This window comes from Pseudomonas sp. PSE1(2024) (assembly GCF_050990555.1).
GTDB classification, from domain to species: Bacteria; Pseudomonadota; Gammaproteobacteria; order Pseudomonadales; family Pseudomonadaceae; genus Aquipseudomonas; species Aquipseudomonas aphyarum.
Genome location: NZ_CP158967.1, coordinates 4,316,425 through 4,335,737 on the forward strand (window position 1 = coordinate 4,316,425; position 19,313 = coordinate 4,335,737).

22 protein-coding genes are annotated in these 19,313 nt (G+C 57.6%); 1 reads left to right on the forward strand and 21 read right to left on the reverse strand.

The annotated features are described in order from the left end of the window. The first annotated feature begins 221 nt into the window (after positions 1 to 221). A complete protein-coding gene (locus tag ABTV87_RS19500; RefSeq protein ID WP_433898185.1) occupies positions 222 to 2,696 on the forward strand; it encodes an SIR2 family protein in 2,475 nt (824 codons plus the stop codon). A gap of 136 nt (positions 2,697 to 2,832) precedes the next feature. Here the strand turns inward: ABTV87_RS19500 and umuC are convergent, their stop codons facing one another. The 21 genes from umuC to ABTV87_RS19605 form a co-directional block, all read right to left on the reverse strand. Then, positions 2,833 to 4,110 (reverse strand): translesion error-prone DNA polymerase V subunit UmuC, encoded by a 1,278-nt coding sequence (gene umuC, locus ABTV87_RS19505; protein ID WP_433898186.1) that lies wholly within the window; start codon positions 4,108 to 4,110, stop codon positions 2,833 to 2,835. Further along, positions 4,103 to 4,528: a LexA family protein gene (locus ABTV87_RS19510; RefSeq protein ID WP_433898187.1), complete on the reverse strand. Its 426-nt coding sequence runs from the start codon at positions 4,526 to 4,528 to the stop codon at positions 4,103 to 4,105. Before ABTV87_RS19510 ends, umuC begins: the two co-directional genes overlap by 8 nt. 124 nt (positions 4,529 to 4,652) lie before the next feature. After that, on the reverse strand, positions 4,653 to 5,447 hold the full coding sequence (locus ABTV87_RS19515) for a DNA adenine methylase (RefSeq protein WP_433898188.1): 795 nt from the start codon (positions 5,445 to 5,447) through the stop codon (positions 4,653 to 4,655). A gap of 149 nt (positions 5,448 to 5,596) precedes the next feature. Then, on the reverse strand, positions 5,597 to 6,139 hold the full coding sequence (locus tag ABTV87_RS19520; RefSeq protein WP_433898189.1) for a lysis protein: 543 nt from the start codon (positions 6,137 to 6,139) through the stop codon (positions 5,597 to 5,599). Then, a complete protein-coding gene (locus ABTV87_RS19525) occupies positions 6,121 to 6,684 on the reverse strand; it encodes a glycoside hydrolase family 19 protein (protein WP_433898190.1) in 564 nt (187 codons plus the stop codon). The genes ABTV87_RS19520 and ABTV87_RS19525 overlap by 19 nt, the downstream gene beginning before the upstream one ends. A gap of 29 nt (positions 6,685 to 6,713) precedes the next feature. After that, positions 6,714 to 7,763 carry a phage late control D family protein gene (locus tag ABTV87_RS19530; protein WP_433898191.1) on the reverse strand — a complete coding sequence of 350 codons (1,050 nt, stop codon included), beginning with the start codon at positions 7,761 to 7,763 and terminating at the stop codon, positions 6,714 to 6,716. A 78-nt stretch (positions 7,764 to 7,841) separates the two neighbouring features. Then, positions 7,842 to 8,162 (reverse strand): hypothetical protein, encoded by a 321-nt coding sequence (locus tag ABTV87_RS19535; protein ID WP_433898192.1) that lies wholly within the window; start codon positions 8,160 to 8,162, stop codon positions 7,842 to 7,844. Positions 8,163 to 8,250: 88 nt separating this feature from the next. Next, positions 8,251 to 8,457, reverse strand: a complete 207-nt coding sequence (locus ABTV87_RS19540; RefSeq protein WP_433898193.1) for a tail protein X — start codon at positions 8,455 to 8,457, stop codon at positions 8,251 to 8,253. Further along, on the reverse strand, positions 8,432 to 9,277 hold the full coding sequence (locus ABTV87_RS19545) for a phage tail protein (protein ID WP_433898194.1): 846 nt from the start codon (positions 9,275 to 9,277) through the stop codon (positions 8,432 to 8,434). The genes ABTV87_RS19540 and ABTV87_RS19545 overlap by 26 nt, the downstream gene beginning before the upstream one ends. Before the next feature lie 9 nt (positions 9,278 to 9,286). Continuing rightward, positions 9,287 to 11,731: a phage tail tape measure protein gene (locus tag ABTV87_RS19550; protein WP_433898195.1), complete on the reverse strand. Its 2,445-nt coding sequence runs from the start codon at positions 11,729 to 11,731 to the stop codon at positions 9,287 to 9,289. A gap of 156 nt (positions 11,732 to 11,887) precedes the next feature. Next, complete coding sequence (locus ABTV87_RS19555) at positions 11,888 to 12,202, reverse strand: phage tail assembly protein (protein WP_433898196.1); 315 nt, start codon at positions 12,200 to 12,202, stop codon at positions 11,888 to 11,890. Positions 12,203 to 12,214: 12 nt separating this feature from the next. Beyond that, positions 12,215 to 12,718, reverse strand: coding sequence for a phage major tail tube protein (locus tag ABTV87_RS19560; protein ID WP_134785654.1), 504 nt, complete (start codon positions 12,716 to 12,718; stop codon positions 12,215 to 12,217). A 12-nt stretch (positions 12,719 to 12,730) separates the two neighbouring features. Beyond that, the gene (locus ABTV87_RS19565; protein ID WP_221533925.1) at positions 12,731 to 13,897 is read right to left on the reverse strand and encodes a phage tail sheath subtilisin-like domain-containing protein; all 1,167 of its coding nucleotides are present in this window, start codon (positions 13,895 to 13,897) and stop codon (positions 12,731 to 12,733) included. A gap of 100 nt (positions 13,898 to 13,997) precedes the next feature. Beyond that, a complete protein-coding gene (locus ABTV87_RS19570) occupies positions 13,998 to 14,543 on the reverse strand; it encodes a DUF4376 domain-containing protein (RefSeq protein WP_433898197.1) in 546 nt (181 codons plus the stop codon). Positions 14,544 to 14,550: 7 nt separating this feature from the next. Beyond that, complete coding sequence (locus ABTV87_RS19575) at positions 14,551 to 16,107, reverse strand: phage tail-collar fiber domain-containing protein (protein ID WP_433898198.1); 1,557 nt, start codon at positions 16,105 to 16,107, stop codon at positions 14,551 to 14,553. Next, the gene (locus tag ABTV87_RS19580; protein ID WP_433898199.1) at positions 16,104 to 16,709 is read right to left on the reverse strand and encodes a phage tail protein I; all 606 of its coding nucleotides are present in this window, start codon (positions 16,707 to 16,709) and stop codon (positions 16,104 to 16,106) included. The genes ABTV87_RS19575 and ABTV87_RS19580 overlap by 4 nt, the downstream gene beginning before the upstream one ends. Continuing rightward, complete coding sequence (locus ABTV87_RS19585; RefSeq protein WP_433898200.1) at positions 16,710 to 17,594, reverse strand: baseplate assembly protein; 885 nt, start codon at positions 17,592 to 17,594, stop codon at positions 16,710 to 16,712. Next, positions 17,591 to 17,917 carry a GPW/gp25 family protein gene (locus tag ABTV87_RS19590; RefSeq protein ID WP_433898201.1) on the reverse strand — a complete coding sequence of 109 codons (327 nt, stop codon included), beginning with the start codon at positions 17,915 to 17,917 and terminating at the stop codon, positions 17,591 to 17,593. The genes ABTV87_RS19585 and ABTV87_RS19590 overlap by 4 nt, the downstream gene beginning before the upstream one ends. Before the next feature lie 5 nt (positions 17,918 to 17,922). Continuing rightward, complete coding sequence (locus tag ABTV87_RS19595) at positions 17,923 to 18,153, reverse strand: hypothetical protein (RefSeq protein WP_433898202.1); 231 nt, start codon at positions 18,151 to 18,153, stop codon at positions 17,923 to 17,925. Between the two features lie 54 nt (positions 18,154 to 18,207). Beyond that, entirely contained in the window at positions 18,208 to 18,795 is a 588-nt protein-coding gene (locus ABTV87_RS19600; protein ID WP_433898203.1) for a phage baseplate assembly protein V, read from the reverse strand. Then, positions 18,792 to 19,313, reverse strand: a complete 522-nt coding sequence (locus ABTV87_RS19605) for a hypothetical protein (protein WP_433898204.1) — start codon at positions 19,311 to 19,313, stop codon at positions 18,792 to 18,794. The genes ABTV87_RS19600 and ABTV87_RS19605 overlap by 4 nt, the downstream gene beginning before the upstream one ends.

A 19,313-nucleotide genomic window follows, 5' to 3' on the forward strand; every position in this document is an offset into this window, starting at 1 on the left:
ACATTGTCCCAAACGGGGGGCTTTGCCCTTGACGTAAGAGATCGCGTACGTTTGCTAAAAGCGATGTAGATTATGGCCACCATCAGATCACGGGCATTGTCGATTGCGCACGCCAACTTATAACCGCCAAGGCCCACAACTGCCTATACGGTGTCGATAGCATATGGACATCATACCCATACAGCAGATACATTCTGTTTTTTTATGTCAAGGACGAAACAATGACATCTGCAATTGAAAAACATTCTGATACGCTTGACGCAATCGCATCGTCCATAGCCTCTGGAAAAGCAATACTCTTCACAGGTGCCGGCTTTTCTGCAGATGCGATCAATATCAAAAACCTCCCCCCACCTCGTGCCGCCGACCTCGCAAAAAAAATCTGTAACCTTGGCAATTTCGATGAGGATGAGGACCTAAGGTTCGCAGCAGATTATTATCTTGAAAATCACAACAAGTCCTTGCTTATAGATTTACTTAGAGACACCTTCACCGTCAAACAAACTTCTCCGAGCCAAGATTTAATTATGGCGGCAAATTGGAGAAGATATTACACAACAAATTACGATAACGTAATGGAGTTAGGCGCTTTAAAATCAAGTAAGAGATTGGACTCGATCGATCTCACCGCTAGACCTGATCAGCATTCAAAAGCGAGCAATTTATGCATTCATATAAACGGATCTATAAACTCATTAACTGCCGAATCCATTGAACAAGGCTTCAAGCTTTCTACATCATCTTATATTAGCTCTGACAACTTTTTAAATTCGCCCTGGTACTACCAGTTTAAGCGCGACCTAGAAATAAGTACTGCTATAGTTTTTATTGGGTACTCCATGTATGATATTGATATCCAAAAAATACTTTTTAACAATAAAGACCTGCGAGAAAAAACCTACTTCATAACCCAGCCTAACCCGTCAGCTAAAAACATTTTCACATTAAATAAATTTGGCCATGTTCTGCCGATCGGGGCAGAGGGTTTTGCAAAATACATTGAATCAATTGAGCTAAATAAATCTCAAGCGCCCAGTGAGCGCTCCCTAGTATTTTTTGATATGTATACTACCGATGATGGTGAATACACAATACAAGACAAGGATGTAGAAAATTTAATATATCATGGCGAAATAAAGAAGAATGCCATCGACTATAACATCACTAGCGCCCCGCCAATTTCTGCAATAGTAAAGAGAAAAGAGCTTGAAACGATCCTTAGGTTTCTTGAAGCAAAGCGCCACACTATAATCAGCAGTACTTTCGGTAACGGGAAATCAATATTATCTCGCGAGCTTATGCCATTTCTTCAGGTGCGTGGCTTTGATGTTTACTCAATCATCGATCATGACGCAGACTTCACCGACGACCTCGAAATAATTCGCGAAACAAATGGGCGATCGGTGTTGGTGATCGACGATTACCACAACCACCTAGAACTTCTTTGTTATATTGGCACCCATAAGCCCGAAAATATTTTTGTAGTAGCAATGACTAGGCTGCACGCGCATGAACGACTCAGACTAGACCTTCGCAACAGTGGGTTTACATATCAAGAACTCAGCGCAGACCATCTCTCAACTGAAGAAGCCGAAGAGTTTATCGACATAGTAGATAATATCGGCGGCTGGGGTGATAAGGCAGGACTTACTCAAGGACAAAAGCGTGAGTTCTTATTTAATGATAATGATGCACAGATTTCGCTTGCACTCCTCAGTCTGTTCAATTCACCACAGATAAAGCATCGAATTGACTCGCTTATGAGCTTCTGTTCGTCAGCTGAAACGCAGCATTATAAAGATACCGTCTTTGCAATCTGTATAATTGAGATAATGGGATTACCAACAACAAACAGCTTTATATCTGAAATAGCATTAAATGACGACATATATGAAGACAGCCTTAGGCAAAATGATAGCTTTAACCAGCTATTCAGAATTTCGTCGCGCGGCATAGCTTCGAAATCTAGCTTGTTCTGCCTCTCTCTAATTAAACATCACTTTTCCTCAACGTACATAACCACTCAGCTACTTAAAATCGTCAAAAAATACGGCGAGCGCGACGGAAAAGTTCGAGAAGAAACAGAAGTATTCCGCTCTCTGGTTAAGTTTTCATTCATTGAACGACTGCTTCCAGATACCAATAAGAAAACCGCAATAAAACGATATTATGAAAACTTGAAAACCAATGTTAGATGGTTGAAATCCGACCCGCATTTTTGGTTGCAATATGCCATGGCCCACCTACCATCTAAAGAGTATTCCAAAGCTCAGCAGTATATGGACCAATCCTATGCGCTAGCCAAAAAGAAAGTAAATTACCATACAAACCATCATGACACCCAACAAGGTCGCTTATATTTACTCCAAGCACTCGAACCTTCCAATGTACTAATAGCACATGATCTCTTCTCAAAAGCCCATAGCCTATTCATGAAAATCGATAACGATATTTATAAATTCAGGCAGGTTGACAAATACAAGGATTTTTACGACACATGTTACGAGGGGTTAGCAAAAAGATATAAATCGGACTTCGAGCACGCTTGCAAAAAAATGCTCAAGGACATAACGAAACTAACAAATACCGAAAGTAACTACAACGGCCCAACAGTAATTCGTGTAAAGGATAGGCTCGAAGCCATCTTAGAGAGGATTGCATCTAGTCGGTCGGTGGTTCCGCCGCAGGTTAGTTAGCGCTAAAAATACATCTCGCAAATAGCCTCCAAAATTAAAAACGACGCCCCCCTCGATTTTGCATAGAAGTAATCGGGGGGGCTCCGACGAATTAACTACCAGGAGTGGCGGCTTTTGGCCGATAGCGGACGATTTACTACCTACAGTTGATCGTCCACAATTGGTCCAAGCGAGTCGTGTAGCTCTGACTCATCATTTCACGCCGCATGGCCCACGCTGGGCTACTAGGGACACTCGCCGCTCGCAGCGTCCCCCTTCCCCACCGTTCGTTGATCTGATCCAGTATGGCCATCACCCTGGTAGATTCGGTCGGTTGAGAAGCCGCAAACAGATCATCCGTGTATTCGCCTGGCTGACACAGGCTCATCAGTAATACCTCCGCCTTGCTGTACTTGAAACCAGGGCGATATACCCGATCCAGCGCATCAACTGCGGCCTTGGTCAGTAGCCGGACATCATCCGTGGGGTAAGGCATATCGATCACCACACCATTGGCGTACTTCGCCTCCTCAGGATTGAACATCCCGGTACGGATGCTCACGCGCACTTTCTTGCACAGCGACTTTTGCGCCCTGAGCTTTTCTGAGGCGCGCATCATGTACGTGGCCACCGCCTCCTTGATCGGTGCCAGTTCCGTCAGCCGGGTGCCGAACATTCGACTGCAGCAGATCTCCTGCTTCGGAGGATCGGGTTCCTCTAGTTCCAGACAGGGGGTGCCGGCCAGTTCGCGCGCCGTCTTTTCGATCACCACACTGAAGTTTTTGCGTAGCGTCCAAGGATCTGCTTTTGCCAGATCCATCGCACTCTTGATGCCCAATGTATTCAGGTGCGCTTTCATTCGACGCCCTACACCCCACACCTCTGAAACGTCAGTGTTGCGCAGCACCCAGTCACGCTTAATTGGGTCGCAAATATTGACGACACCGCCCGTCTGCGCCTGAAGGCGTTTGGCCGTATGGTTGGCCAGCTTGGCCAGCGTCTTGGTGTGAGCAATACCAATCCCGACTGGAATGCCAGCGCACCTCAGGACCTGACTCCGAATTTTTCGACCAAGGCCGTCTAAATCGTTGATGCCGGTGAGATCGACGAAGGCTTCGTCGATGCTGTAGACCTCGACTGCGGGCACCATGGACTCGATCAGCGTCATGACGCGCTCACTCATGTCACCATACAGCGCGTAATTCGATGAGAAGGGGACGATGCCGTGCTGCTTAAGCTTGTGTTTGATCTGGAAGTACGGCTCGCCCATTTTCACGTATGGCTTGGCGTCGTAGCTACGGGCAATGACGCAACCGTCGTTATTCGATAAGACAACGATGGGGACCTTTGCCAGGTCAGGACGAAACACCCGCTCGCAACTGGCGTAGAAGCTGTTGCAATCGATCAGGCCGAACACCGGCACCTGCCTAGACATGACTGCGCACGCTACCAATGATCACGCCCCAGATCGCCAGCTCATCGCCTTCCAGCACGTAGCGCGGTGGATACTTGGGATTTTCGGACAGGAGGATCACCTCTTTTCCACGGATGCACAGCCGCTTGCAAAGCGGATCATTGTTAAGCAGCGCAACAACAATATGCCCATTTGCCGGTTCCAGTGAACGATCCACTACCGCCAAATCACCGTCGAAGATTCCTGCCCCCTGCATGCTCTCTCCGGCAATTTTCACCAAGTAAACATGCGGGGCCCGGATGTTGAGCACTTCGTCGAGCGAGATGTGGGTTTCGATGTGATCCGCTGCCGGCGAAGGAAAACCTGCCGGAACCCGGAAAAGACAAAAAGGTAATTTCCGACCGGCCACAGCAATAGGGCCTAGGATTGAAAAGCTCATGACGCACGACTTCCGATACTGTACGAATATACAGTTAACGTTCAGAACGGCATTCGGTCAATTTCTGAAGGAAATATCGGATAGACGGGAGGGTGAGAACTAAAGAAAAAACCACCTGCATCCGTCAGAACAACCCGCCCAACGCTGCCGGCTCCCAGTTCATGATCACCAATTCGCCACTGACTTCAGTCTTCCCCTGCCGCTGATTGGCCGTGGTGTAGCGAATGTCCAAGGTCTCGAAGTGGAAGCCTTCGAAAACACGGCGGATGTCCGGGTGGTCGTTGATACTGACCATCACCTTGCCTTTGCAGCGGCGCATGAAGTCGGCCATACGTTCGTAGTTCTCGAACGGAAAGTCCACGCCGTAGCCGGCGGTCTGCCAATAAGGCGGGTCCATGTAGTGGAAGGTATGGGCACGGTCATAGCGTTCCGCGCATTCAAGCCAGGGCAGGTTTTCGACGTAGGTGCCGGATAGGCGCTGCCACGCGGCCGAGAGGTTTTCCTCGATCCGTAGCAGGTTGATGGCCGGTGCGGTGGTCGCGGTGCCGAACGTCTGCCCGGAGACCTTGCCGGCGAAGGCATGGTGCTGCAGGTAGAAGAAACGGGCGGCGCGCTGGATGTCGGTGAGAGTTTCTGGGCGGGTCATTTTCTGCCATTCGAACACCTGCCGCGAGCTGAGCGCCCATTTGAACTGGCGCACGAACTCTTCGAGGTGATTCTGCACGACGCGGTAAAGCGTAACCAGATCGCCGTTGATGTCGTTGAGGACTTCCACGGGCGATGGCTGGGGCTTCATGAAGTAGAGCGCGGCACCACCGGCAAAGACTTCGACGTAGCATTCGTGTGGCGGAAAAAGCGGGAGGAGGCGATCGGCCAGGCGGCGCTTGCCGCCCATCCAAGGGATGATGGGTGTAGACATAAAAAGCAAGACCTTTACTGTATGCATAAACAGGTGCTAGGCTCGCCGCGCTTTGTGCACGGAGCAAGAGCCTTGGCTGGACTTGCAGGGACCATCTGCAGGGACGGCGGTCGATCCGGATGTTGACGCATCCGGACCGGCCGCTCTTTTCACTTCGGTGTTGAGACTTCTTTGGCGTATGCCTGACAGGCCGCAAGGGCAATCAGCCCCCGGTCGCCGTCGTCGGTGACGCCGATAATTCGTTGAGCATGCGCCGGGTCAAGTTCGGCTCTTGCGGAGCCATGAACCACGCCGCCGGTGGTGGCGGAGGTTGGCACCGATCCGTTGCCGGCATCGATGGTGGCATCGAGTAGGACTGACAGGCGCAGATCAGCAGTGGCGAGACGGTCGCGCAGGCGATCTTGATCACGTTGTACATCGCTCAAAGCTCGGTAGTGGGTTTGTTCACTGGATGCCAGGCGCTGCTCGAGCGCGAGGCGCTTGTCTTGTTCGGCACGCTGCTGCGCGGCCGAGGCCAGGGCCAGTTGATTGAGAGTTTCGGTGTGGAGGCGAGCCTGCTCGGCGAGCTGTTTGCCGTAGCGCCAGTCCTGCACTTGCCAGGCGATGGCAGCGGATCCGCCGACCAGTGTGACCAACAGCACCACTTTGCCAAACAGCCGATACGGCGCCGGGATCAGTTCGCCGAGGCGCATAACACCGCCCTCGCCCGCTCCCACAACTGCAGTCGCTCCTGCAGACCGTTCAGGCCACCGTTGATCTTGCGGGTGATTTCCTCGAACTCGCCCTGATCCGCCAGGGCATTCAGCCCGCGAACCCACCAGAACCACGCGGCCGACTCCGCGGCCCACTGCGGCAGTTCCAGCAGCTCCGGCGTGCGCAGCAAACGCTCGTCGCCGAACAGCGCCAAACTGCAGCGAAGGTAGTTGTTGTGGCCGGTGATCTGGATCAGCCCCCGGCCACGGTAGCGCTGGCCATCGCCGTCGGCTTCGGGCGTGTTGCCCAGCCGCACGGCCAGACTGCCGGTGTCGTACTTGCTCAGGTACTGGTCGCCGCCCAGTTCGCGCACGTAATTGAGCTCACCGGATTCGTGCCCGACCTGGGCGAGAAACGCGGCTTGGCGTTGCGGAGTGTTGATCTGCCGGTGAGCCATGGCAGCATTGAGCGCAGAAACAAAAACGCCCGCTTGGCGGCGGGCGTTGGGCATGATGCGTTGCAACTGTTGTTCTGTCAGTGACATGAATTTCTCCTGAGTGATGGAACGCGGCACTACTGCTTGATCTGAACAACCTTCAGATCCTTCGCCGTTTTTTTCTTCTTGCCTTTGGCTTTCGCCTTACCCTTCTTGCCGCCATTGCACTCCACCGTTGTGCTCCAGCCGGCTTGGGTGAACACCTGCTCCACCGAGTCGACTAGGTATTCGCCGTCGAGCCCTACCTTGAAGCCTCGAGCGTTGATCGATCGTTCGGCAAACAGGTCGGTGCGTCCGACCATCTCCAGCCGGACGCCGGCCGTGGAGCGGTTGAACGCGGTGAGACGCGCCTGGGCTGCCGCTTCGGCGGCTGACTTGTTCGGGTAGATGTGCCGGTCGGTATGCACCGGCGGCAAGCCATCCGGCGATTCGTCGTTGTCGAGGGTGACCACCGCGAGCTTGCCGGTCCTTTTATCCTGGTGCTTGGTCGATACGGCCTTGTGAGTGTTGCGGTCGCCGAGTCTGAACTGAAAACGGCTGACATCACTTCGCTGAATCGTCACCACTCCGAACGCCTTGCCCGAGGCGCTCTGCCCAGCTTGCCGTGGCATGACCAGCAACTTGCCGTCGGCCACCTTGGCCGTGCAGTCGTATTGTTTGGCCAGGCGCGTGAGGAAATTGAAGTCCGACTCGTTTAGCTGATCGGCGCGCGGCACCTTGGTCTGAACCGGGCAGACCGCTAGCCAGCCGTTGCGAGCCGCGACGTCGGCGACGATCCGAGACAACGGCACATTTTCCCAGCTGCCGCTGCGGGTGGTCTTGCCACTGCCACGCATGTCGCTGGCCTTTCCAGTGATCACCAACGTATCCGGCGGGCCGGACAGCTCGATCTCGTCTACGACGTAACGGCCGATGCGGGTCAGTTTGGTTTCTGCGTAGCCCAGGTAAATCTCGATACTGGCCCCGCGTGGAGGCAGCACCACTGCGCCATTGCGGTCGTCGATGCGCAGTTCGAACTCGTCGGACTCCATACCCGGTTTGTCGGTGGTCTTCAGCTGTAGGAGGCGGTCATTGATCCGCTGGGTGATGTCAGCGCCGTCGGCCACGACACGAAAGATAGGGGTCATTGTTTCGTCCAATAAAAAGCCCGCACAAGGCGGGCTTAATAGGTTTCATCTTTTCTGCTAGCTACATGGCATTGCAGATCAGTCGGTTTTAACGATGGTCAGGCTGTCTTCTCCAACAGCAATAACACTGTTGCAAACGGGGCAAGCAAAAACGTCTGTATCAGGGACAGGCAACAGCTTGGTACAGGTAGGGCAGTTGCCGACCAGAAAGGATTCCCGAGAACCGAAAATCTTTGTAAAAACCGCAAACACCATCACCAATGCCAAAATCCAGCCGATCACTGGGATCAAAGCTAATAGAGCTATTACTGCAACGGAGATGACGAACCAGATGATGCGATGAGGGATTTCCTCTTTGATACTGCGTTTGACTTCTCTCAGTTCTGTCGACTTTTCCATGTAGTAGCGCTCGCATTTTCCTAAAAATGACAAGTCTATCGGCGCCGGATTTGTCTAGCAAATTGCCATCACAAATCCAGGCGACATTTCAGCCCCACAGCATCACCTCACTGTCGTCGGGCGACGGCAGATCCGGCAGCTCGATCACGATGCCGGCGCGGTGCGGTTGCGGCTCGTCGGCGAGGCCCTGATTAGCATCCAGCACCGCCTCGACCGTTCCGTTCAGGTGACCATAAGCGTGGTAACACAGGGTGTCGAGCAGATCCCCCTCAGACGTTCTGCAGGTCATCGCCATAACGAACAAACTCCAAAGTAAATGCCTGCTTACGCGGGATGCCGCCCTGCAGCAGCGCGTTCTGTTCTTCATCGACGCTCTTCAGACACCAGGTGCCGAGCACGTCGCCATAGCCGGTGGTCAGCGTCAGCGGCAGTTGCTGAGCGCCGAGGCTGCGCAGGGTGTCCAGTTGCTTGATGCCGCCCTTGAAGCCCGGAAAGATCGCGCCTTTAAGGGTGATCTTTTCCTCACCGATGCCCACCGCTTGCTGCGCCGGCCGCCGCGTCAGGCGTTCCTGCGAAGACCAACGGTATTCAGTCGAGCGCCGCAGCTCGTCGAAGGCGGCGGTATCCAGGTTGAAGTAATACGGCACCGCTTTGGGGTCCAGGGGCTGCACGATCAGCAGATGCGGGAATGGCTTCACCGCTTCCGGTACCGGCGTCGCGTCACCAGCAAGCGATCCGGTCGGCAGGATGTTCCCCAGCGACGGGCTAACCTTGCCGGCGATCTTGTTGATCGCGGTCGACGCCCGGGCAGCCTGTTCCTTCAGTTGGCCCATGCGCTCATCGATCTCTGATACAGCTCGCGCAGCCTTGGTGTAGGTGGCCACCACCTGACCGACCTTGGCCTGGGCAGCATTCACCCCGCGCATCACACGCTGCAGCTTTTCCCCGATTGCCGGACCGACAAATGGAATGCCTTCCAGCTCCGAGGCGGCGCCGCTGATCTCGCTAATCGCGCCGTTGACCGGCCCCATCATGCCGTCGAGGTTGCGCCGCCCGGTCTCTCCTGCTGCCGCCAGTTGCTTGAGCCCCGACTGCAGTTGGTCCATGTAGGCCATCAGTCCTCCTTACACATGCGGTTCATCGTAGAGTTTGCGGTTCTGCAGCTGCTGCGTGGCCTGCTGCATTTGTTGCGCGATGAAGGGCTGCAGCTCCCGCGCCATCTGTGCCGGATCCTTGGCATCGCCTTGCACGGTGATGTGCAGCGGCGCCGAGATCTCGACCCGTTGTTCCATCTTCGGCGCCTCGGATCTGGCGACAGGCGTTGGTGCGGCCAACAGGGCCGGTGGAACGGGGGCAACGGCGGGAGCCGCAAACGACCGGGCCACATCGCCCATCGCTGCAGGAGCCAATGGACCAGAAGCGGGCTTGGGCTCAAATGACTTTGCAATGTCGCCCATCACCGGCGGCAGGTTTTTTCCGGCGTTGGCCATCATCAAGGGTCCTGCGTCTGGCACGCGCTTCAGCGACTCGTCGGTGCCGAACAGTTTCTTGCCCAGAATTCCGCCGGCCAGATCGCCGCCCATATAACCGATGTAACCTCCAATCGCGCCGCCTACGATGTTGCCAATGATCGGCACCGCGGTGCCGATGGCAGCCCCGGCGGCCGCACCAGCCAAAGTGCCCGCCAAGCTGCCGGCCGCTTGTCCGTAGCCTTCGGCCTTTTCGTCCTGAGTCTCGGCATTCTGGTAGGTGTCGTAGGCTTTGAAACCGGCGTCGACGACCGCGAGCATCGCCGGCCCCTTGACGCCATCGGAGATCGAGCCACCACGACCGCCACGTTCCCTGCCACCTCTCTTTCTGTTCTTGCTCTTCTTGCCATCGCCGCCATCCAAGTCGCCGGCATCCAGCCCACCCCCAGCCCCTGGCAGGTTGGTGACGATCACCTTTTGCGGGATATTCGGGTTGCCCATCAAGGTGCCACGCCCGAGATTCATCAGGCCCTTGCCAACCTTGAAGGCGCTGACGGCGCCTTTCAGCGCAACCAGTCCAGCCACGGCCGTACCAATGCCGAGCGTGACCCGTGGAAACTCATCGGCAAAAACCGACAGCTTGCGGCTGACGTTATTGATGCCATCAGCCACGCCATCGGTGACCGGCCGAATCGCATCGCCGATGCTGCGCATGGCATCGTCCATGGACTGGGCCATCTCGGACCATTTCTGCGCCGAGGTTTGCCGACGCTCGGCGAGGTTCTTGTCGAGGATACCGGTGGCCCCGGCCGAGTCTTTTTTCAGCTGGTTGTACAGATCCTTGTTCTGCATGAACGCCGTCAGGGCTGCTTTCACCTGCATGTCAGCGAACAAGTCACCGGTGCGCAAAGCCTCCTCCAGTGACTTCATCATGGCCTTGGCCTTTTCGGGGTCGGCCTCTTTGCTGATCGCGGCTGTAGCCTTGGCCATCTCGGCGGCTCGCTTCGGATCGGTCGCCTGAATGTATTTCTGGGCCAGGGCAAAACTGGATTCCAGCGTGGACATGCCGTTTTGCAAACCGGTCTGCATCGAACCCTTGTAGTCAATACCGGCCTTTTTATAGGCGTCGACCGTCTCGCCGGAACCGATTTTTTCCATCCAGTTCTTGAGGTTGTTCGCGGCCTCGTCCGAACCGCCGGCCGTCTTCATCTGCACCTGAAGCATGGCGCCCAGCTGCGTCACCGAGTCCATGCCGGTGATGCCCAGCTTGCCCATGCCGGCCAGCAGCTCGGGGAACCACCTGGCCATGTCGACCGCTTCAAAGCTGCCTGCCTGGCCCTGATAGGCGATGGCTTCCAGCGCCTTTTCCATTACTTTGGGGTCAGTAATCTTGGCGTTCTGCCCTAGGGCGTTGATCATCTTGGCCGTTTCGGAGCCTTCCGATCCTTGGCCGATGGCAAACTTGGCCGCCGTCGGGGCGTAGGCCAGCGCCTTGTCCAGCTCCATGCCTGCACCGACCAGGGCGTTGACCACTTCGGCCACCTGATTGCGTGCCATACCGGTATCGCGCGAGGTGTCGATCACCGTCTTGGACAGCTGCGCCTCTTCCGGCGAATTGGCAATGTTGGCCTTGATCGCGATGTCGCGAATGATCGCGCCGTAGTCGGCACTGACCTTGGTCGGGATGGCTGCGGCGGCGGTCAATGCACCGGCTTGACCGAGGGTGCTTTTCAGGCCGGACCGACCCTCCTCGATCTGTCGGTGGCCGAGGGCTTTGAGTTCGGCACCGGCGGCCACGCGGCCCATGGTGGCGTAAGCCTTACTCAACCGCCCAACCTCGACGCCCTGTTTCTTAAGCAGTTCGAGGTTCTTTTCGTACTTGGCCAGCAGCTTGTCTGCGCCTGCGGCACCGGTCATGTGCGCCTTGCGCCATTCATCACGCAAACGCATGGTGTCGCCGATGGTGTTCTGCAGGACTCGGGCCTTGCTGCCCACCGAGTCCAGGTGTTTGATCTTGCTTTCGACGTCCTTGAACGCTTTGCCTACCGTCGGATCGACGGCGCCGCCAATGACAAAGCCAAGCGCGAGGTTCTTCGCCATGAGCGTGCCTTATGCGTCGGAAAGTGTTGAGCGGTGGCTCAGTCAGAGAGCCACCACACCAGTTCGTTGAAGGGCATGGCCGTGATCTCAGCTGCCGAGAACCCGGTTTCTTTGGCCATGCGTTTGGCCAGGAGCTTCAACGTTGAGCCGTCGCATTTACTCGTCCGTGACCAGGCGAAAATAGCCCGCCTGCAGGCGCAGGTAGTCGACCATTTTCAGTCCCATCAGATCCGCTTCGGGGGTTTGGGTCAGCGAAGCGAACAGCGACATTTCACGTTGCTCCGCGTCACCGTTGGACGACGCTTGTGCCGCCCGAACATCCCGCACGCAGGGCGCGCGCATCATCAGCGTGTCGACGGTCACACCGGATAATTCGGTTGGGTACTTGAGGGTGATGCGAAACCCCTCATCGGACAGTTGCAGCCATTTGGGGAGCTGCGTTTCAGTGGTCGATTGAATTTCTTGCTTCATGGTTGGATTTCCTTAAAGACCCAGGGCCGAACGTTCGTCTGCGAGCTGGTCGACACCGTCGATCACCAGCACCATGCCGACCATGTCGATCTCGTAAATCAGCCGGCCGCCGACTTCGAGCTTGTAGTAGGTCAGCGCCATGTTGTGTTTGGTCTCGGCTTTTTCACCGGCCTTCCAGTCGCCCATGTCGACCTCTTTCAGGCCGCCGCGCATGGTGACGATCACCGGGGTGACCTTGCCCTGGAGGCCCTTGAACGTGCCGCGAAATACGGCGTTGCAGGCGGTGCGGTCGGACAGCCCGAACCACTTCAACGCCTCACGGCGCACGCCGTTGGTGGTGAATCCGGATTCGAGCTTTTCGACACCGACCGGGATCTCGATCTCACCGGCCATGCCGCCGCCCCGGTAGGTTTCGGTTTTCAGCACAACCTTGGGCAAGGTCACGCTCGGCACATCGCCGGCAAAACTCACGCCGTCGATAAACGCCGCGCAATTGGACAAAACTTCAGGTTTCATCGGGTGGCCTCCTTAGGCGGCTTCAAGCACTTCGGTCATCCATTGGTTGGTAACTTCGAAGAGGAAATTTGGGTTCTCGGCCGGCGGTACGTCGGTGAAGCGGATCCGCCAGTACACCTTGCCCTGCTCGATCTGGCTGGCCGTGTTCAGCTCTTCATCGGCGAACACTTCGAAGTTGATCACCGCGCCCTGATTTTTCAGGTCGCGCATGAATGCTTCCAGGCCATCGGTGACGTCCTTGACGTAGGTCTTGGTGATAGAGCGGTCGACCGCCCACTTGTGCCCGGCCTGGACCGCGTCCATGAGGATAAACAGCGTGCGCACGCGGGTGACGAACGCCCATTTAGGATCGCTCGACAGGGTGCGGTTACCCCACAGGCGGTAGCCGTCGTCGCGGATGATCGTGGTGATATTGGCGTTGTTGAGCAGGTTGGCCCGGCAGGTCTCATCACCGTCCAGGTACTCGACGGCTCGGGTGGTCCCGGTGATGCCGGTGAACTCTTTGTTCGACGGGGAGGCCCAGAAACCGTAGGTCGCGTCGGTCCAGGCAAACAGGCCGGCGGTCCATGCCGATCCCGGCGCATCAACAGTCTTGCTGGCATCGGTGTCCCAGAACTGCACACCGGGGTCGACCATGAACAGGTTGCGGCTGCCGAAGTTGTCGGCGTAGGCCATGGCGGCCTCGTCGGTGGTGCATGGCCCGTCGATGATGGCGATGGCCCGCAGCTTTTGCGCCAGACCGTCCATCGCCGTGGCTATCGCCTGAGTGGCCGAATGACCTGGTGCGATCAGCAATCGCGGCTGGGTGTTGAACAGGCTTTTGCCATCGAGCAGCGCCTGCAGCCCGGTCCGCTGACCTGACACCAAGACGCCACCGATGATCGCCGAGGTCTGCAGCGCCGGGTCGTCCATCTTCGGCACACCGATGGCGACGATCACCGCCTTGGCCTTGGTGTAGATCGCCTGGCAGGCCTTGGTGATCGCAGCCCCCGCGCCGAAGGCGGCGATGGCCTCGCGCTCGGTGGTGATCAGTTTGAGTTCGCCGGCCTTGGCGGTACCGCCGCCGAGCAATCCGGGGGTGAAGGTGTCGCACAAGCCGATAATCGACGAAGACGGCAGCGAGATGGTGCGCGCGCCGGTATCGACCGAGGTGGTCGTGACGCCGTGAAAGAAACTCATAAGGCTCATTCTCCAGAAACGAAAAAGCCCCGCGTATTGGCGAGGCTCAAGGTATTGCTGTGTGGGGCGCAATGAAAAACGCCCCTGCAGTGAGGGGCGACTATTGCAGCTCGACAGGATCAGGCGGGATGGAACCCGGCCAGCCCTCAAACAGCATGTCCTCGCGGTAGTCGCCGGCCTCAATGGCGCGCAACAGCGTCAGTTCACGGTCAAAGCAGGCCTGAACATGGGTGCGCACGGCCTTGGCGATGGCAATGATTTGCGCCGATCCGATCTCGACAAAGCCGGTCACCGTCTTGAAGTTGCAGCGATATTCGGGATCAAGGACGGCAGACAAACCGGTGCTGGCAATCAGCGCCTGACTGTCGCGGGTCGTTTCGATTTGCAGACCCTCGACGGTGACGCCGGTTGCCTCACGTTTGTAGCGCTCGTCGGCCACCATCTGCACAAAGTCGGGCAGAGTCTCTGGCAGTGGCTGCTTGACCAGCTCGCCGTCCACCAAACGCCACACACCATCCGTGTCATTCAACGTTGGCCCCCACAATTTTTCCGGGATAACGACTGCGTCATCGGGAATCGTCGCGTGAAAGCGGTCATCAAACCGCCCGATGATCTCGCCGGAATCACTAAAAGTCGCGTATTTCATATTCACCTCAGCGACCGATGGCCAGATAGACGAATGGGATTGCAAGGCTCCCTTGAGAACGGACGTGAGTGACCGTCCAGTTAAGGAGATTTGCTGTAAAAAAGTGATCGGTCGTAGGCGCGTTCCCGTTTTGCATTTCGGAACTTCGATAACCCAGAATTCTTAGAACCTGATTCGGAAAGGCCATTGGAAACGCATAGGTGTTTTGCGTAATGGTCGTGCCCACCTGAGCTGTTGCACCGCCCCATTGAATAATCAGCCCACCCAGCCACGACGGCAGCGCCAACCAGCCATTGACGCCGAAGTTCCACGAAACCCCCATCCGCAGCTTTTTCGGCGTAACGATAGTGGCGTCATCTTCACCCGCGTCAGTCTGCGCCTGCGTAGCAATCTTGGCCGTGCCGAGCTTGACCTCCGTGGCCTGCGTGGCCAGCGCCGTGAGCGCCTGGATGTCGATGTTTCCCTGATTGATCGGTGCGTTCCAGGCCTTGATGCACCACATGACCGCCAAGTTGCGAGGACGGGTTTCAGCGCCCACGTTGCCCGTCATTGGTACGTCAGTGTTGCCGCCAGTACCCGCTCCACTGAGGACCACCGCCAAACCCGTGCCTGTAGAGGTTGCAGTCGTTACTGTTTGCCGCAGAGCATGCAAGTGATTCTGAAACGCATGGTCTTGCCAGCTACCCATTGCCCGCCCAGCATCGACGCCACGCCCATGATCCCAGCCGCGCAGAAACTCGGCGCGCGACTCCGGCAACCGGAAATTGCCGACGCCCTCATCACCCTTGTTGTAGAGCCTACCGAGGAACGCTGCCAGATCGGGATAGACGGCGATGCTCTTAACCGAGCCGTCCAGCTCCAGAAACCCGGGCGGGATCTTGTCGACTGGAATCGGCGCCATGACACCGACCGGCAATGCCGAGGCAGCGGCAATCATCGCCTCGATCTGCGTCTTGGTGTAGGTGTCCGTGATACCCATGCCTGCCAGTGTGTTCGGGTTATCACCTTCCACCACCAGCCCGCGATCATTGACCTTGACCCGCGTGTATTGACCCGGCGTCTTGTTCTTCGGCAGCACTTCCAGAATCGCCGCCTCAACAAATGCGCGCGTGGCCAGTACCACCGCCGGGTCAATCTTAAGCTGGATGTTGCCAGTACTGGTAACGACGAAGTTCATGCGCACGATCTGCGTGCGGCCCGAGCCCTGTGACAGCAACGGCTTGAAGCTCGGCGCACAGTTGGCCACGGCCACCAGATCGCCGTCCGCGTCGTACAGGCCGACCTCGCGGATCCAGCGCCCGCCCTCGTCCGCCGGAATGACCTGCTCAGCAATCAGCACCGCCGGGTTGACCGGGTCGACGAACAGCCGGTTAAGCGGCTTACGCCGCCACTCGTTGATCAGCTTGGTCTGCCCCTCAGCGGGGATGACCGGATCGATGTTATTGGCGTCCCCGACGCCCATTTGGGTGATCAGCCAGGGAATACCGAGCGCGTCGGCGTTTGCCTGCTTGGCCTTTCCCACAGTCGTGAGGATGGCGAAAAACTGAGAATTCGCATCAGTCATTGATAGATGTCCAGGGTGTCTATGGAGTGTTCGCGTCCGATCACGCCGAAGCTGCCCGTGACTTCGATGTCACGCATCACAGGCGGGTAGACGTCGATTTCGTCACCTTCGTAGAGGGACGCTGCAATGTTCAGGTCGCCTTGCGTTTCAAGGCTGATGGCCAGGCCGGTGAGTTGCCGACTGACGGGTTTGGCGTCATCGATCAGACGTTCGAGTTCGAGGTACATTTCCTCGGTGATGCCGGTATCGAGGACGCCGACTTTCAGAGCGAAGGTGCCCGGCACGCCTTCCGGTACCGTCTGCCACCACTCCAGCACTTCGATCAGGTAACCCAGTGGCTCGACTACCCGACGCAAAGCACCGATGGTGCCCTTGTGCTTGTGGATGTAGAACGATGCCTTGATCGCGGCGCGCTTGACCGGCTCCGGCCAAGCCGGATCCCAGCGGTCGACCGACCAGGCCCAAGCCAGATGTGGCAGAAGATGCACCGGGCAGGTGTCGGGGTTGTACAACGTACGCAATGGGACCAACGTGGTCTCGGCGAAGGTCGCTTCGATACCCCGTTCCAGCGGCGTGCTGTTGAGCGGTAAGAGACTGCGCATTCAACCTCCCAGCACGACGGTGTAACCCGTGCAGTAAGCGGCCTGTGCCTTGGTGGGTTTCAGATCCTGCCAATCCTTCAGCTCGACCCGGCCGACGCCGGCGACATGCAGCTGCGCATCGACACCAGACCGAGCCACCTCGACGCCCAGCCGGCGCCGGGGATTGATCCAGGCCTCCAACCGACGGATCGCCTCCGTAAGCGCGGCATCATTTTCCGGGCCGGTGCCTTTCATGTGCAGCACGGCGTCGACGCGATACCGGAGGATCTCGGCGCCGCGAACGGTGACGCGGTCGCCGACAGGACGCACGTCATCGTCGTTTACGGCCGCCGCAACCAAAGCCAATATCTGTGGCCCAGCCGTGCCGTCTCCCTCCAGTCCCAGCACCGTGACATCGACGCAGGCCGGTTTCGGGCTTTCGGCCGTTGCATCGGCAACCAGCGCCGAGGCGTTCCGAGCATGGAGGATATAGCTGTTGCGCGGCCCGGCAGTGGTCAGGCCTTCGTAAGCCAGCTGCACCCGCTCGCGCAACGCATCGTGGGACTCCATCACCGCCTCAACCGGCGGCACGGCCAACGGATCTGCAGCCTGGATCACTAGGCGCTTGAGGTTGACGTTGGCGGCCAGGTGATCCAGATCAGTGCCGGTGGCATAGGCCAACAACTGGGCCTTGGCCGCGTCGTTGACTCGCGCCCGGTTGCCGAGTTTGATGTAGCTGCCGACCTCCAGCAGCTTGGTCACTGGATCGCTCTCCAGCGAGGCCGTCCAGTTCTGACCCATGTGTCCACGGAACACGCCCAGCGCTTCGCTGTAGGTGTCCTCAAAGTCCAGCGGCTCCAGCACGTCCGGCGCTGGCAGCTCCGAAAGATCTACCAGGGTACTCATACCCACACCTCCAACGTGCCGCGTTCACCGAGGTACTCGCCGCTGATCTTGAAATTGATTTGACCGCCCAGGACTGAAACCACCACAACGCGCTGAAGCTTGAGCCGTGGCTCCCATTGGTTGAGAGCCCGCACGGCCTCAGCCTGCGCCGCGCTTTTCCAGCCTTCGTTGATGGGCAGGTCGACCATGCGCCGTAGCTTGCTGCCGTACTCCGGCCGTTCACGACGGCTCAGCAGCGGCGTACCGAGGATGTCTCCAACCGACTGACGTAAATGCTCGATACCGGAGATGGGCTGCCCGGTGTGGCGATCCATTCCGATCATCGGGTCTACTCCTTGAGCTGCTCATATTCAGGGTGGGCCTTGAGGCACTTCAGCGCGATGTCATCGCCCGCCTCGACCGAGACCAGGCTCTTGATCACAGGAAGCGTGCGACCGTCCGGGAGGATCACCGTGCGCGAGGTGTAGAGGGTGTCGCGAAAAGTGAGTGACGAGGCCGAGATCGGCTGGATAACTGCGGCAGAATCCTGCGTCGTTGAATCGTCTTGAGGTTTGGCCATGATTGCTCCGGGCATGAAAAAGCCCGCGTAATGCGGGCTGGTTGGAAAGGGTTATCAGTGTTTGTGGTTGGCAGTGTTGCCGGTGGTGTCCAGGATCGCACCGTCGCTGGTGATGTTCTGCGTGGCGTGCAGTGGCCCGTCGATATTGACCGGTCCCTTGATGTTCACTTTCCCTTCGAGATCGATCGTTCCCGACTTCACGGTGACGGCGTTGTCGGTCACCTCGGCCAGGGTTGCCCCGACCTTGATGGCGACCGTGCCGGTGGGCAGGGTGATGCTGTAAATGCTGTCCTGCCAGTCGTAGACCAAGCGCCCGCCATCCTCGAAATGCCAGACTTCGACATGGTCGCGGTTGTCCGGCGGTGGGCCGCCGTTGCCGTACAGGCCAGGAATGAATGTACCCTGCGCCACGTCGCCGCTCGCACTGATCAGGGTGCCCTGCTCGTTCAGGCTCGGCGCTCGCCAGTGACGCGCCTTGCCGGCAGCGATGCTGTGCCAGCGCACCCAGCCGCTGACCCACTCTCCGTCTGAAACGCGGCAGGCCGGTGGTGATGAGGTAAGGTCGACTGCGACCACGTAGCAGTCCTTGACCAAGCCGGCGAGCATGCGGTCATGCTGCGCCGCGACGTAACTGGCACTCATGGCACGTCCTCCGGCCGGAACGGACCATCGCCCGGTTCGATGTTCAGCACCAGGGTGCCCGGTGGCTGATCCGGCCATGGCCATTCGGCGTCACCGAGGTAGATCTGCTGCGTCCACTCCACGACCCAGACGGTGTAGCCGTCAAGCTCGGGTTTGGTCCAGTCCGGCATGGCCTGCACGAACTCGGCCGGTTCGACCGCCAAACCCCAGCTCTGCATGCGCAGTAGCGCGCCAAGATGACCGGCCAGAAACACCGCCTGCTGATGGTGATCCGGCTGGATAGGATCAGTGATGACCCGCGCCTCGAACTTACAGGCCAAACCAGTTTCGCCCGTTCCCGGGTCAAGTCCCGGCTCCATCTCAGCCAGCTCGATCAGCACCGCCGGCAACGGTAGGCGATCCAGGTCATTCGGCCACATGGCCACGGCCTGCAGACCCGGGAAGTGATCCTGAATGCGCCGCTCAATGGCGTAATACAACTGCTCAAGACTGAACGGCTCGTCGACTTGATCCGTCAC

Coding starts and splice junctions, on each gene's coding strand:
- ABTV87_RS19500 (WP_433898185.1), top strand. CDS start 222: ATGACATCTGCAATTGAAAAACATTCTGATACGCTTGACGCAATCGCA.
- umuC (WP_433898186.1), bottom strand. CDS start 4,110: ATGTCTAGGCAGGTGCCGGTGTTCGGCCTGATCGATTGCAACAGCTTC.
- ABTV87_RS19510 (WP_433898187.1), bottom strand. CDS start 4,528: ATGAGCTTTTCAATCCTAGGCCCTATTGCTGTGGCCGGTCGGAAATTA.
- ABTV87_RS19515 (WP_433898188.1), bottom strand. CDS start 5,447: ATGTCTACACCCATCATCCCTTGGATGGGCGGCAAGCGCCGCCTGGCC.
- ABTV87_RS19520 (WP_433898189.1), bottom strand. CDS start 6,139: ATGCGCCTCGGCGAACTGATCCCGGCGCCGTATCGGCTGTTTGGCAAA.
- ABTV87_RS19525 (WP_433898190.1), bottom strand. CDS start 6,684: ATGTCACTGACAGAACAACAGTTGCAACGCATCATGCCCAACGCCCGC.
- ABTV87_RS19530 (WP_433898191.1), bottom strand. CDS start 7,763: ATGACCCCTATCTTTCGTGTCGTGGCCGACGGCGCTGACATCACCCAG.
- ABTV87_RS19535 (WP_433898192.1), bottom strand. CDS start 8,162: ATGGAAAAGTCGACAGAACTGAGAGAAGTCAAACGCAGTATCAAAGAG.
- ABTV87_RS19540 (WP_433898193.1), bottom strand. CDS start 8,457: ATGGCGATGACCTGCAGAACGTCTGAGGGGGATCTGCTCGACACCCTG.
- ABTV87_RS19545 (WP_433898194.1), bottom strand. CDS start 9,277: ATGGCCTACATGGACCAACTGCAGTCGGGGCTCAAGCAACTGGCGGCA.
- ABTV87_RS19550 (WP_433898195.1), bottom strand. CDS start 11,731: ATGGCGAAGAACCTCGCGCTTGGCTTTGTCATTGGCGGCGCCGTCGAT.
- ABTV87_RS19555 (WP_433898196.1), bottom strand. CDS start 12,202: ATGAAGCAAGAAATTCAATCGACCACTGAAACGCAGCTCCCCAAATGG.
- ABTV87_RS19560 (WP_134785654.1), bottom strand. CDS start 12,718: ATGAAACCTGAAGTTTTGTCCAATTGCGCGGCGTTTATCGACGGCGTG.
- ABTV87_RS19565 (WP_221533925.1), bottom strand. CDS start 13,897: ATGAGTTTCTTTCACGGCGTCACGACCACCTCGGTCGATACCGGCGCG.
- ABTV87_RS19570 (WP_433898197.1), bottom strand. CDS start 14,543: ATGAAATACGCGACTTTTAGTGATTCCGGCGAGATCATCGGGCGGTTT.
- ABTV87_RS19575 (WP_433898198.1), bottom strand. CDS start 16,107: ATGACTGATGCGAATTCTCAGTTTTTCGCCATCCTCACGACTGTGGGA.
- ABTV87_RS19580 (WP_433898199.1), bottom strand. CDS start 16,709: ATGCGCAGTCTCTTACCGCTCAACAGCACGCCGCTGGAACGGGGTATC.
- ABTV87_RS19585 (WP_433898200.1), bottom strand. CDS start 17,594: ATGAGTACCCTGGTAGATCTTTCGGAGCTGCCAGCGCCGGACGTGCTG.
- ABTV87_RS19590 (WP_433898201.1), bottom strand. CDS start 17,917: ATGATCGGAATGGATCGCCACACCGGGCAGCCCATCTCCGGTATCGAG.
- ABTV87_RS19595 (WP_433898202.1), bottom strand. CDS start 18,153: ATGGCCAAACCTCAAGACGATTCAACGACGCAGGATTCTGCCGCAGTT.
- ABTV87_RS19600 (WP_433898203.1), bottom strand. CDS start 18,795: ATGAGTGCCAGTTACGTCGCGGCGCAGCATGACCGCATGCTCGCCGGC.